The following is a 13,139-nucleotide window of genomic DNA, read 5'->3' as shown; positions in this document are numbered from 1 at the left end:
AATGATGTATGCCTCGAGAAGGAACCACACCGAACCAAGCAGATGCTCGATCCTCACCATGTCGTTGCCCCTGCCGTCATTTTGCGGTCTTCTGCTCGCTTAGCGTAGCAACCCGAGGCCGTTCTATTCATAGCCAACGTCCGCAACTTTTCCTCGAAACAGCCTGTAGACCACCAACGTGTAGATGAGCGTGAGCGGCATGACGAAAAGGCCGGCCCCCCAGAAGATGAAGTTCAAGCTGGCCGGAGGTGACGCTGCTTGCTCTACCGTGAGCGCGAACGGAATCATGAATGGCCAAAACGAGCAGGCCAAGGTGCCGAAGGCTGCGAGGAAAATCAGCGACGAGAATCTGAACGGCGCCATGTCATTCCGCCACTGCGTGCTCTTTAGCAGGCAAATCGAAGAAATCGCTCCGATCAGTGGGAAGATCAGGAGATACGGACGCTCAAACCAGCGGCTCATCAAATTAAGATGCATGGTGACCGCCAGCACAAAGGCCGTGGCAAGAAAGGCAAGGACGGCAACGGTCAACACAGGCAACAACTGGTAGGCGCGCTCCCTTATTGTCCCCTCGCACTTCCCGACGAGCCAACTGGCGCCGAGGAGGCTGTAGCCGAGCACCAGCCCGAATCCACAAAGCACGGCGAAAGGGCTGAACCAGCCAAATGTCCCGCCGATATAGTGACCATCCTTCATCGGCAGGCCCTCGACCAAAGCGCCTACCGTCATGCCCTGGATGAATGTCGCGACGAACGATCCGCCGGCGAAACCCAGATCCCAGAACCACCTAAATCCGAGCGACTTGTATCGAAACTCGAACGCCACGCCGCGCAATATCAATGCACACAACATCAACACAAGCGGAAGATAGAACGCCGACAGGAGCGCGGCATAGGCCGCCGGAAAGGCGCCGAACAGCACCGTGCCGGTGACGACCAGCCAGGTCTCGTTGCCGTCCCAGACTGGCGAGATCGCGCCGAGCATCTTGCGTCGATTTGGTTCGTCAGCAAATGCAAACAGAATGCCGACACCAAGATCAAAGCCGTCCAGCAACACATAGAGCAATGTGGTCGCGGCGAGCAGGCCTGCCCAAAACAGAATCACGCCCAATTCCCTCCTTGTGTGGTCTCTGGGATCCGGGCGCTGCCGGCAACGGCGAGCGGACGCTTGGAATTTTCGCTACGGACGTGTTCGGATTCGACAGGCCCGGCTCTCAAGAGGCGATAGACATAGAGTGTTCCGAAGCTGAAGATGACAAGGTAAACGGTGATGAATATAGTCAAGGAAATCATTACGGCTGGGACCGTCAGGGTCGGCGTGACGGCGTCGGCCGTGCGAAGCGCGCCGTACACGCTCCAGGGCTGACGGCCCACTTCTGCGGTGAACCATCCCGTTAGGGTCGCGATGAACGGAAGCGGAAAGCTCAGGAAGGTCGCCCACAGCAGCAACCGCTCTCCCTTCTTGCGATCGACCACGAGCTGGAAGGAACCCAGCCAGGCCACTGCCATCATCAAGAGGCCACTACCGACCATCACCCGAAAGGCAAAGAACGGAATCCCGACAGGCGGCCGATCTTCCTTTGAAAAGCTGGTCAGCCCGACCTCTTTGGAGTCGAACCGCATCGAGGCGATGAGGCTGCCGAGAAAAGGAATCTTCAGCTCGAATTGATTTTCTTCCTTCGCTTCATCCGGAATGGCGATGAGGACCTCGCCGGCAGGCTGTTCGTCATGCCAACGGCCTTCGATGGCCGCAAATTTTGCCGGTTGTTTCTCGTGAACGTAATCCCCGTTCAGGTGCCCCAGAAACAGTTGCACCGGAAGGAGAACCGTCGCCAGGAACAGACCCATTCGCAGCATTAGCCTGCCTTCCACCGCGTAGGTGCCGCGCAAGTGATACCATGAGCCGGTCGCGGCGACACAGAACGCGCCGGTCAGATAGGCCGCGACCAGCATGTGAGGAAAGCGGACCCATACGACCGGACTGAAGATGATCCCCTTCCAATCGGTCGGGACGAAGATGCCGTTCTCGATCGCGTAACCTACCGGAGCCTGCATCCAGCTGTTGTTCACCATGATCCAGAAGGCGCTGAAGGTCGTGCCAAGCGCCACCATCATGGTCGAGAACAGGTTGGCCAGCGGCGGCACCCGGCTTCGCCCGAAGATCAGCACACCAAAAAACGAAGCCTCCAGCGCAAATGCCGTGAAGCTCTCGTACACCAGCAACGGTCCCTGAATGGGGCCTGTCACCTCCGATAGCCGGCTCCAGTTCATCCCGAATTCGAACGCGAGCACGATCCCGGAGACGACACCGAGCCCAAACGTCACGCCGAATATCCTGAGCCAGAATTCGAAGAGACGACGATACACTGGCTTCCCGGTGAACAGGTGGAACGCCTCAAGCACAACCAGCCACGCGGCAAGCCCGATCGTGAATGACGGAAAAATGATGTGAAGCGACACCGTGAAGGCAAACTGCACGCGAGACAGCAGAAGCGCGGTCCACATCATGTTGTCGCTCCCGTTCCTGCCGAAGCTCAGCGAGTTAGATTGACCTTTGCAAGATCGATGAGTTGGGCCGCGCGGCCGTCAAGAACCGCCTTCATCGTGAACATCCCGAAGTGGTAGGCTTCATCGACGGTCGTCTTGGGCGGCATGGCGAGCTCCTGCCGGGCACTCACCACGTCCAGCAAGACCGGGCCCTTGTGCGCGAGCGCGGCTTCGATGGCCCGCTTCAACTCCTGCGGCTTCTCGACCCGGATGCCGCGGACGCCCATGGCCTCTGCCATCAGCGCAAAATCCGGATTCTTGAGGTCACAGCCCGTGTCGAGGAATCCGTTGGCCTTCATCTCCATTTCGACAAAGCCGAGCGTGCCGTTGTTGAGGACGATCACCTTTACCGGCAGCCCCATCTGGGTCAGGGTGAGAAAATCTCCCATCATCATGCTGAAGCCGCCGTCGCCTGACATCGAGATAACCTGGCGATCCGGATAGGTCGCTTGCGCGCCGATTGCCTGCAGCATGGCATTCGCCATCGATCCGTGATTGAACGAACCTATGATGCGCCGCCTGCCGTTGACTTTCAGATAGCGCGCCGTCCAAATGATCGGAGTTCCGACATCGCAGGTGAATACGGCATCGTCAGCGGCGAGTTCGCTCACTAGGCGGGTCACGTATTGCGGATGGATGATATTGCTGTTCGGACCGCTCTCCGTCAGCGAGTCGAGAGCTTTCCTGGCCTTCTTGTAATCGATCAAAGCATCGTTGAGATGGCTGGCGTCCGTCTTCTCCTTGACCACCGGTAAGACGGCACCCAGCGTATCCTTGACAGTCCCGAGCAGGCCGAGGTGAAGCGAGCAGCGATTGCCGAGCGCTTCCGGCCGCACATCCACCTGCGCGATTTTTGCCTGTTCCGGATAGAACGCGCGGTATGGAAAATCTGTCCCGAGCATCAGGAGAGCGTCGCAATTCTTCATCGCCGCGTAGCCTGATGCGAAGCCGACAAGACCGGTCATCCCGACATCGTAGGGATTGTCGTATTCGATGAATTCCTTGCCGCGAAAGGCGTGCACAATCGGCGCCTTCTGTTTGCGGGCTAGTTCGAGGATTTCTGCGTGGGCACCTGCGCAACCCGCGCCACAGAACAACGTCACCCGTGATGCTTCGTTGAGAAAGTCTGCCAATTGCTCGATCTCGGTGTCGCCTGGGCGGAGCACCGGCGCAGCCGGCACCATCCATTCCGGGACATCGGCGTCGATCTTCGTCAGCGCGACGTCACCCGGCAACACAATGACCGCAACACCTCTTTTCGCGATCGCGACCCTGATGGCCCGTTTGAGGATCTGCGGAAGCTGATTGGCGCTCGACACGAGTTCGACGTAGTGACTGCACTCCTTGAAAAGACTCTCGGGATGGGTCGCCTGAAAATAGTCGATCCCGATCTCGCTGCTCGGAATATGGGAGGCGATCGCCAGCACGGGGACGCCGCTACGCTGGCAATCGAATAGACCATTGATCAGATGCAGATTGCCGGGACCGCAGCTGCCGGCACACACGGCAAGGTTTCCGGTGAGATGAGCTTCGGCTCCCGCCGCGAAAGCGGCAGCCTCCTCGTGGCGCATGTGGATCCAATCGATCGATTTTCTTCGCCGAAGCGCGTCAGAAACACCGTTGAGGGAGTCGCCAACCACACCGTAGACGCGCTTCACGCCCGCCTTCTCAAGGGCTTCGACCAAATATTCGGATGCAGTTTTGCTCATTCTTCTTTCCTATCCCGCGGTTCCAATGTTGGACTCGGACCGTCTCTCTCTTCTCCGGCGGTGAACTGTCTGCGATGATCTCACTTCCGTTTCATCGGAACGAGTTTGCTCTCGGCTCTCGCAACCGGCAGGACGGAAAGCGAGCGCACGCCCTGCGCGCCGTGGATGAGCACGCCTTCGATATCCGCCGTCGCGGACGGGCCGGTGTGGAAGCTGGCATAGTGCCGGTCGCGGAATTCGGGCCGGCGATAGGCGTGGTGCAGGTTGACGACGATGTCGGCGGGATCTACGAGCACGATCAGGTGCTGCGCGAGGTAGGCGATCCCGTTGACGTGAAGATCGGCATCGCTCAGCAGGACGGAGCCGGTCTCCGCGACGGCGAATGATGCTCGGACGATGGCAAAATCGATATCCGCGAGATCCCGCGACGCACCGACGTCAGCAATATCCCGGTTGCCCACAATCTCCGGCACGGTAGAGCATACGACTTTTGCATCCGCGATCTTCGTCCGGACCGGCGCCAGGATATCGCCGGAGGACGGCGGATCGAGGAATACGCCGCCCATGCGGTGCAGATTGTCCTTGAAAGCAGACAGAAGCGAAGCCGGCGGGTCGCTGTCGAAGAGGGGGACGTGAGGCAGCGGCCGGTCCAGGCGTGGCAGATTGGCTTGGATCGAAGCCAGGATGTCGTCGCGGCTGCTCATGGCTTCGCTCCTCGATTCGCGTGATACCAGCTATGGAACGTTTGCTTGGTCGGGTGCGGCACTTCGCGGTGCTTCCCCCAGGCGTTGAGGCCGTTGTAGATGACGAAGCGCGGCAGATGGGCGAGCGCCGTTTCGGCCGAGGCGACCGCAGCGCGGTAGGCCGCAGGCCGGGACAGCACCGCGCCAGCGGCCTTCATCGCGGCCTTCTTGACGAGCGGTACCTCATGCTGATTTACGAGAACACGCCGCCACGCATAGATCTGCTCGTGGATGTTGATCTTCACCGGGCAGACATTGGTGCAACTGCCGTTAAGCGAGGACGCGAATGGCAGGTTGCTGTATTTCCGCGCGTTGAAGGTTGGGTCGATGATGAGGCCGATCGGGCCGGAATAGGTGGCGCCGTAGCTCAGCCCCCCGCTGCGGCGATAGACCGGACACGTGTTCATGCAGGCGCCGCAACGGATGCACTTCAGGGACGTCCAGAACTCCTCCAGGCCGAGGCGCTCTGACCGGCCGTTGTCGACGAGCACCACATGCATCTCGCCACCCGCCCGTGGTCCGCGGAAATGGGAGGTGTACTGGGTCATCGGCGACCCAAGCGCGCTACGCGACAAGAGGCGGACGAGCACCGCCAGATGCTCCAGGCGGGGAATGATCTTCTCAATGCCGATCGAGGCGATATGCAGCTTCGGCACGTTGGCCGATAAATCGGCGTTGCCCTCGTTGGTGCAGACGACAAATGTCCCGGTCTCGGCGACAACAAAATTGCCCCCCGTCATGCCCGCCTCGGCGTTGAGGATCAGCGGACGTGTGGCCTCCCGTTGTGCTTCTGCCAGATAGTGGACGTCGCTATTGCCAGGGTCGGTGCCAATCGTACGTGAGAACACCTCCGCTACATCGGTGCGCAGCTTGTGCACGGCCGGTACCACGACATGGCTCGGATCCTCGTTGTCAAGCTGCTGAATGCGCTCGCCCAGATCGGTCTCGATGACCTCGATCCCAACTGAAGCCATGTAAGGCCGGAAACCGCACTCCTCGGTCAGCATCGACTTGCTTTTGATCAACGACTTCGCACCGTGGTCGCGCAGGATGCCGTGTACAATCTTGTTGTGCTCGGCGGCGTCGCGTGCCCAATGCACGTGGATCCCGTTCGATCGCGCATTAGCCTCGAACTGGCCGAGATACTCGTCGAGATGGGTCAGCGTGTGTTCCTTGATCGCCGAAGCGAGCGACCTAAGTTCCTCCCATTCGGGAATGCCATGCATCTCGCGGTCGCGCTTTTGCCGCAGATCCCAGAGCCGCTCGTCATGCATCTTCTCGTGCTCGGTAGCAGCGATAAAGCGCGCGGCGGCCTCCGCCTGGTCGATTGGTCGGTTGCCGCGGACCTTGGGACCCCGCGGCTGCGGCTCGGGAGCCGGCCGCAGCGGCTTCGATGTTCCTTCGGCGTGATCAAGGCGGCGGCCGTCGCGGATGATGGCATCGGGGTCGGCCTCGGCCCGCAGTTCGGAATGCAACATCGTGCCGCCGGCTTGCTCGTACGTCGTACTCATGCGCTGGCTCCGTTCAGGATTTCGGCGATGTGAATGAACTTCATCGGAACGCCAATGCGCTCGGCGCAGCCTCGCTGATGCATCAGACACGAGCTGTCGGCTGAGACGATGTATTCAGCGCCGGCCTGCGCGTGGTCGCTGACCTTGTCGTAGCCCATCTTGGTGGAAACGACCTCCTCGAACACCGAAAAGGTGCCGCCGAAGCCGCAGCATTCGTCCGGGCGCGCCGGCCGCGCGAACTCGATTCCGTCAACCTTCGAAAGCAGGTCGATGGGTTTGGAGAAGAACGGCTCGTGCAACTCGGAAGGAAGCGCATGCTTGAGCCGGCGCAGCGTGCCGCAACTGTTGTGCAGGCCGACCCGATGCGGAAATTTGGCCCAAGGAAAAGCGTCGACTTTCTGTATGTCATGCAGGAATTCGACCAGTTCGAAAGTCCGCGAACACACCACCTTGACCTCGTCGGTCTGCTCTATCGCGAAGTTGTCCCGCACGTGGTGGACGCAACTGCCGGACGGTGAGACGATGTAGTCGAAACCGGAGAAGTTGCGCACGAACAGCGCCTCGGTATCGGCGCATTCGGCGTCGAAACCGCTATTGGCCATCGGCTGACCGCAGCAGGTCTGGTCGCGGGGGTAGTGGACATCATGGCCGAACCGCTCCAGGAGTTCGAGCGTCGCGATGCCGACCTTCGGGAAAAAGGCATCAATGTAACAGGGGATGAAAAGCCCGATTCGCATTTGTACCTCCTTGAATCGACACCGCGACGGCGAAGAGTTCATTGCCAGCCGACGCGGCCAAGCCGGCTTGGCTCGGCAGCGGGGTTGCCATACTTCAATCCCTTGCTCTGTTCTTAGCCACGTCGACGCTTCGGCGGCTTGAAGGAGACGTGCAGCATTTGGCGATTTCTGCGCACGAGATGTCAGAGCCGAGGATCGACGACGAGCAGTCAATATCCCGTGTCGGAGCAATTCAGAAGGGGCCGATCGTCAGCAAAGGCGAACTGGTAGAAAAGGTTCTGAGTAATGAGGCGGACGGCCCGGCCGGGGCGCGAGCCGGGACCGTTCTGCGGGCCGCAGGGGGAGATGCAAATTGCCCGCCGTCGATGACGTGCGATCGGGCGGCCATCCAAAGGGGCCACGGAAAGATACGAAGGGTTACGGCGCGTGCCCTTCAAACCGACCACTTCCGCAATGGGTCAAACGCGTGATTTTGACGGAGGGCCAGCCACTTGAACCTGTCTAATTGGATCGCGATTTGAAGAAAACGGCTCCATTCTGCGAATTGTGACTGCCTCAAACTAGTGTGTGCAGCGAGCAAACGTTACATCGCGAGCATGGCGGGTGAGCACGATGAACCTCCGATGGATAGAGTGATGACTGAGAGTTATGGACGGCGGTTTGGCAAGCGATTGCGAGTCGAAAACGCACCCGCGATGGTTACCCGAGCGTTGCGTAACGCTGATATGGCCGTCACAGAGGTTCGATGTGATAATCCGCCGTTGGAAATGACCGGCGCGTTTCAGCGGGAAGATGCTTTTGTCATCACTTTGCACCTCCGCGATCGTCCCAATCGCGAATACTGGGAGGATGGCCGACGCGCGCTGGTGTGCAACTTCCGGGCCGGCGACATTTGTCTCTATGACCTGAAGCGAAATCCCGCCGCTCTCCTCGACAAGCCCTATCATACTCTGTTTTTTTATCTGCCGCGTATGGCGCTGGACACGATCGCTGACGAGGCCAACGTGCCGCGCATTCGCGATCTGAGTTGTAAGCCCGGCGCGGCCGTTAACGACGCCACAATTTCCAGCCTCGGGAGCCTGCTGCTGCCCGCCCTCCGTCATCCCGACCAAGCTAACCGGTTGTTTGTCGACCACGTCCTGTTGGCGGTCGGGGTGCATATCGCTCAGACCTATGGAGGCATGCGCCCAGTGTCGCGGCTGGTCCGGGGTGGGCTCGCGCCCTGGCAGGAGCGACGCGCGAAGGACATGATCGCCGCCAATCTCGATGGTGTGCCGGTCAAGGAGCTGGCGCGGGAATGCGGGTTATCAAGCGCCCATTTTTCGCGCGCGTTTCGCCGTTCCGTAGGAGTGGCGCCGCACAACTGGCTAATTGAGCAGCGCATCGTGCTGTCCAAGAAAAAACTGCGCGATGACCGGCTGTCGCTCGCCGTTGTGGCTGCGGAGTGCGGCTTCAGCGATCACGCGCATTTCACACGTCACTTCGTCCGCATTGTTGGTGTAACTCCAAGCGCATGGCGTCGAGCGCTCAAGGAATAGCGAACAGCGCAAAGCGGACCTGTGAGGGATTGACGGCTTCAGCTTGGTTAGAGTCGAGGATGGGCGCGGTAGCTTGGAGCCTATGGTCAACGCCCCGTTTCCCATCCCCGCTCATCAAACCGGGCGTGCCGATTTCCGGCACCCGGCTTTGCGACTGGCTTAACCGCAAGGCACACGGAGACAAACTAACCGCACGTGGCTTCGGCACGGTGAGTAACTCTCCTTCGCCCCTCGACACAGCAATCTCCGGCGGCGCCTGTCATTGATGCCGATGGACTTTCGATAGAGCCCTTGGTCGACGAACCGATGGTGATCGTGCTACCGGAATCACATCCTCGTGCCGGCAATCGTTCCATGCCACTCGCGGCCCTCGCGTCGGACACCATAATCCCTGTTCCCGCGGTCGATCGGACCCGGCCTTCGTGATTCAATCATCGCGAGTTGCCACAGGGCCGGACTCAGTCCCAAACTCGGCCAGGAAGCGTCGCAGACTGTGTCTATCATGGTAGCGGCTGGATTCGGTATTTCGATCATACCGCAGTCGCTCGAACAGCTCCACGCCGAAGGCGTCGCCTATCTGCAGATCGAAGGAGATGCGCCCCGCGCACTCGTTAGCCTCGCCTATCGTCGAGGCGACCGCTCGACCGTCGTCCGTAACTTCGTAGCCTTGGCCCGACGAACCGCTCGGTCACAGTTTTGCCCTAACAAGTCCTACGTGGCCACCGGGTTGATTGTAACTGCTTGCGCACCCCGCGGGCCAGCCGCCGTTCAGTCTACGTGGATCATTCGCTGCACCGACCGGTGCATAGCGCTCTCCCATCTTGTCGAGGTTGCCACCGGCCAGACCGTAGTTCTTTGCAACCACTTGGCCGGCCCTGCTGATGCCGGCATCGAGACTGGCGAATTCCATCTCTTTCGCCATGCCGGTTGCCGGGTCCATCAGGCCCGCGACGTTGTTTCCAGACAGCACATGGCCGTTACCCGTTTCGTGCGCGATCACACCGGCGAGCAGCGCAGGCGAGATGCCGTTCGCTCTGGCCGCCGCGACGATTTGCAGCGAGAGGAGTGCCGGTGAACTTCTTATCGAAGGCCGTCCGGCTCATGTCGTCAACGCTGCCGCCTCCGCCGTTGAATGGCGGGATGTTGCTGCGCTTGATGATGCCAGATGACCCCACGCCGAAGTTCGGGAGGATGCCGCCCGGCGTTACGTTCTTCCACAGAGCATCCGGAGTGCCGAGACCGCTGACGATGCGGTTCATGTTGGTGGCCACGGCGGTGCCACCGCTCAGCCCACCGCGACCACGGCTGCTGAAGTCAGTGCAGATCAGCGAAGCTCGTTCGATCTTGCCGCCGAGGTTGTCCAGCTTGTTCCCGATGAAGCTCGTCGGGTGAACGTCCGCGGGATTAAATCCCTCGCCGGACTGCCTTTGATACAGGTCTTTCTTGTGCTGGCGTTGACGCTCTCGCCATTGGCTGGTCGTCTCGCCGGGACGCTTCTTTGCCGCGGCGGAAATGCCAGTGTCATTGTTCCCTGCGAGGAGCCAAGCGAGCAGCGCGTGGTGCCGACGGGGTTTGCGCTGGCTGCGCCTAGCAACGCCCGACCAGTGAGCAGGCCGGCGATGCGGCTGATGATGTTCGCGAAGCCGGAGAGCACGGCGATGACCGGGGCCAGCAATCCGAGTGCGACAGACAAGCCGACGATCTGCCCGGCCAACTTTCCCAGGACTTCGGCGCTGTTGCCGTCTTTGCCCATGACGTTGGCGACGCCCTTGAGCATAGTGATGACGGTGTCAGAGATCGACTTGAGCCCACCAACGAAGCCGGAGTCAAAGCCGATGATCTTGTCGACGTCGATCGACGATATTTTCGTGGCGATCTTGTCGAGAGCCTCGCCCATGTTGACGACGCCGAAGGCCTTCTTCAGTCTCTCGACAAACTCTCTCGACTTTTCCGCGATCCGGCCGGAGGTTACGATGCTGGCGTGCTTATCGAACCAGGCCGATACCTCGATGAAGCTTTGCTCGAATCCGCTTCCGAATTTCTCCCATGCGAGACCGAACGTTTCCTTGATGCGGTCCCATCGCTTCTCAAGTGAGTTGAGCTTAGTCCGAGAAAACCCGGACACTGCGTCGCTCTTTTGGTCGATTTCTTTCAAGGTCTCCCGAACTTGATCGGAAGCCTTGGCCATCTGCACCAGCTCGTCGCGCCATTCCCGCATGCCAGCGAGATTGGCGAATTTCGCGCGGGTCTGCTCGCTCATGCTCCGCATCTTCGAGAACATGTCGAGCATGAACGCAGTCGGTGCGGCGGCCATCCGCTGCGCCATTTGCGACCGGCCGCCGTATCCGATCATTCGCGCTGCATGATCCAGATCCTTCGCACGCTGCCCGCGGGCATTGCCGGCGTTTGCAAATTCGGAGGTCAAGTAACCGAGGAACGTACCGGCCTTGTTCGGCTGGAGGCCTGCCGAGATGCCGACTGACGTGAACGCGGAGAGATCGGTCTCCCTCATCTTCGTCGTGCTCAAGGCGGACAGAGCGCGCTTGTTCGCCTCAACCACTTCGTTCGGGTCAGCGGCAGTCGCAGCGGCGGCAACAGCAACCGAAGTCATCATTCGCGCCACGCGGGCAGGATCGGCGTTGCGGACGTTGCCATATAGGGCGGTGGCGGTCTTACCGGCCGGCTTCATCAGCTCGCCGATATTCATTTCGAGGGCCGACGACGCTTCCAAGGCGTTCTCTGTGACCTTTTTTGCGGCCGATGCGTCGAAGCCCTGCTTGAGCGCCTCGGTGTAGCTGTCCAGCACCGCGGCGGCAGACTCGCCGAACTTGATCGCGACCTGATCCGACCAGTCACCGCGAAGCCGCTTCACCTCAGCCGCTGACAGCCCACCGAAGATTTGCGCCTTGGTCTCGGCGGCGTCGGCTTCCATCCGTTTCTTAAAGGCGGATGCGACGCCGGAGATGGAGATACCGCCAGCTATGAGCGCAGTGGTTGGCGACGTGACCCGGGGGAGCGCGCCACGGCCGCCGGAGCTGGCACCACGACCAACGGCGCGTTGCTCAGCCTGCCGGCGGTTGTAGGTCTGCCGGTCGAGGCGGTCGAGTTCACGATGGAATGCCCGCGCGTCACGCAGGCTGTCTGCATAGGCCGACTTCCATTCAGTGCGATAGGTCGACGCGGCCTTCCGAGCGTCGTCGGTGATCTTCTGGAGGCTGGCCGAGACACTGTCGGGAAACAGCTTGGATGCTAAGACGCCGTTGATGGACTTGACAGCGGCTTCGAGCTTGCGAACGTTCCGGAGAAGTCCGGCGATGACGGGACTCGCGCTGTCGGTCGCGGTCAATGATGCGTGGACGCTGATGATCTCTGACATGTTTCTCTTGTTGTTGGCGCGTCGAGCCGCGCGATGGTGAGGAGGTAAATGGTCTTTTGGAAAATGCGCTCATACGGCGCGCTGAATAGCGTTCTGCTCCGAGATTAGCTCGAGGACGAACGTTGGCGCGATCCGCAGCGGCCCATTCCCCTCGGCTCTGATGGGCGACGAGAGCGTCCTCCGTCTCTACGAAAATATGGATTCAGGCGGCTGCGGATCGGGCCGCCAGCGGCCGCTAACGTCTTCTCGCGACACCGCCAAGCAACGCGCCGATGTCCTCCACGGAGATCGATCGGAGACCGCTCCGAGCCGATCGGATCGATTGCTAGCGGCCTCATGAAAAGGAACTATTATTCGAATACGGAGCGCTGATCTCGCCACATTTACGCGCAGCTCGGATTATTCTCGTCAGGCGCGTTAATATGCAATGCAACCTAAGATACCCCATATTCTGAATTGTGGATGCGCGAATTTTCTGGGGCCGCCGGTAGCTATGGACGAAGGTCGGAAGGATCTGACTCACCCCTCCCCGGTCCATGCGCCTCAGATGCTAAGCGAGATTTGTCGACGGCACATGCCCCCTCAATCCTGCGGCGCGCCGCCACGTCGGGATCAGCATCTCTACAATTGTATACGTTCCCAGATAAGGTCGAGGGACGCGCGTCTACAAAGACATTGGCAGTCAGTTCAGAAACTTCACAGCGAGACGGCGCTCATCACGCCATACAACCGAGCAATCAATATCCAAGCCAGCACTTGGAACGCGCAGGCCGAAAGCCTCGGGCACGAGAGGCGCGCCATCGATTTGAACGATCGCAGAGGAATCCGTGAGGTGGCGGACCTTGCACCGCACAGGACTGCCGTCGATCAATATCTGCGCAGCATAGACATTACGTCGCCGCTCGTTTGCCACGACTCGCAGTCTCCCCCGCTCTAGCGCGCGGGAGATACTGATCGGCGATTCCAGTCTCAAATGAGG

The 13,139-nt window shown here is 60.2% G+C and carries 11 protein-coding genes and 1 pseudogene; 3 read left to right on the top strand and 9 right to left on the bottom strand.

Going from position 1 to position 13,139, the window contains the following annotated elements; all coding sequences use genetic code 11:
• Positions 1 to 123 precede the first annotated feature (123 nt).
• The 6 genes from cydB to AB7535_RS14390 all read right to left on the bottom strand — a co-directional run bounded on the left by cydB (position 124) and on the right by AB7535_RS14390 (position 7,246).
• Positions 124 to 1,104, bottom strand: a complete 981-nt coding sequence (gene cydB / locus AB7535_RS14415) for a cytochrome d ubiquinol oxidase subunit II (protein WP_439037344.1) — start codon at positions 1,102 to 1,104, stop codon at positions 124 to 126.
• On the bottom strand, positions 1,101 to 2,507 hold the full coding sequence (locus tag AB7535_RS14410; protein ID WP_439036542.1) for a cytochrome ubiquinol oxidase subunit I: 1,407 nt from the start codon (positions 2,505 to 2,507) through the stop codon (positions 1,101 to 1,103). Before AB7535_RS14410 ends, cydB begins: the two co-directional genes overlap by 4 nt.
• 26 nt (positions 2,508 to 2,533) lie before the next feature.
• The gene (poxB, locus tag AB7535_RS14405) at positions 2,534 to 4,255 is read right to left on the bottom strand and encodes a ubiquinone-dependent pyruvate dehydrogenase (RefSeq protein WP_439036541.1); all 1,722 of its coding nucleotides are present in this window, start codon (positions 4,253 to 4,255) and stop codon (positions 2,534 to 2,536) included.
• Between the two features lie 80 nt (positions 4,256 to 4,335).
• On the bottom strand, positions 4,336 to 4,959 hold the full coding sequence (locus tag AB7535_RS14400) for a LutC/YkgG family protein (protein WP_439036540.1): 624 nt from the start codon (positions 4,957 to 4,959) through the stop codon (positions 4,336 to 4,338).
• Positions 4,956 to 6,476 (bottom strand): lactate utilization protein B, encoded by a 1,521-nt coding sequence (locus AB7535_RS14395; protein ID WP_439036539.1) that lies wholly within the window; start codon positions 6,474 to 6,476, stop codon positions 4,956 to 4,958. The genes AB7535_RS14400 and AB7535_RS14395 overlap by 4 nt, the downstream gene beginning before the upstream one ends.
• A 29-nt stretch (positions 6,477 to 6,505) precedes the next feature.
• On the bottom strand, positions 6,506 to 7,246 hold the full coding sequence (locus AB7535_RS14390; protein ID WP_354133048.1) for a (Fe-S)-binding protein: 741 nt from the start codon (positions 7,244 to 7,246) through the stop codon (positions 6,506 to 6,508).
• A 635-nt stretch (positions 7,247 to 7,881) separates the two neighbouring features.
• Here AB7535_RS14390 and AB7535_RS14385 point away from each other — a divergent pair.
• The 3 genes and pseudogenes from AB7535_RS14385 to AB7535_RS14375 form a co-directional block, all read left to right on the top strand.
• The gene (locus AB7535_RS14385; RefSeq protein ID WP_439036538.1) at positions 7,882 to 8,784 is read left to right on the top strand and encodes a helix-turn-helix domain-containing protein; all 903 of its coding nucleotides are present in this window, start codon (positions 7,882 to 7,884) and stop codon (positions 8,782 to 8,784) included.
• 261 nt (positions 8,785 to 9,045) lie between these two features.
• On the top strand, positions 9,046 to 9,210 hold the full coding sequence (locus AB7535_RS14380) for a LysR substrate-binding domain-containing protein (RefSeq protein WP_439037343.1): 165 nt from the start codon (positions 9,046 to 9,048) through the stop codon (positions 9,208 to 9,210).
• Positions 9,176 to 9,457, top strand: a pseudogene (locus AB7535_RS14375) (LysR substrate-binding domain-containing protein); the annotation flags it as partial. The gene AB7535_RS14380 and the pseudogene AB7535_RS14375, both read left to right, overlap by 35 nt.
• A gap of 15 nt (positions 9,458 to 9,472) precedes the next feature.
• Here AB7535_RS14375 and AB7535_RS14370 read toward each other — a convergent pair.
• The 3 genes from AB7535_RS14370 to AB7535_RS14360 form a co-directional block, all read right to left on the bottom strand.
• Positions 9,473 to 9,706, bottom strand: coding sequence for a hypothetical protein (locus AB7535_RS14370; protein ID WP_439036537.1), 234 nt, complete (start codon positions 9,704 to 9,706; stop codon positions 9,473 to 9,475).
• Between the two features lie 55 nt (positions 9,707 to 9,761).
• Positions 9,762 to 10,043 carry a hypothetical protein gene (locus tag AB7535_RS14365; protein WP_439036536.1) on the bottom strand — a complete coding sequence of 94 codons (282 nt, stop codon included), beginning with the start codon at positions 10,041 to 10,043 and terminating at the stop codon, positions 9,762 to 9,764.
• 65 nt (positions 10,044 to 10,108) lie between these two features.
• A complete protein-coding gene (locus AB7535_RS14360; RefSeq protein ID WP_439036535.1) occupies positions 10,109 to 12,160 on the bottom strand; it encodes a phage tail tape measure protein in 2,052 nt (683 codons plus the stop codon).
• Positions 12,161 to 13,139 lie beyond the last annotated feature (979 nt).

The sequence above is a fragment of the Bradyrhizobium sp. 956_D2_N1_4 genome (assembly GCF_052076025.1).
GTDB classification, from domain to species: domain Bacteria; phylum Pseudomonadota; class Alphaproteobacteria; order Rhizobiales; family Xanthobacteraceae; genus Bradyrhizobium; species Bradyrhizobium barranii.
The sequence above is the reverse complement of the archived record's forward strand: the minus strand, read 5'-3'. Positions and strand labels throughout refer to the sequence as shown.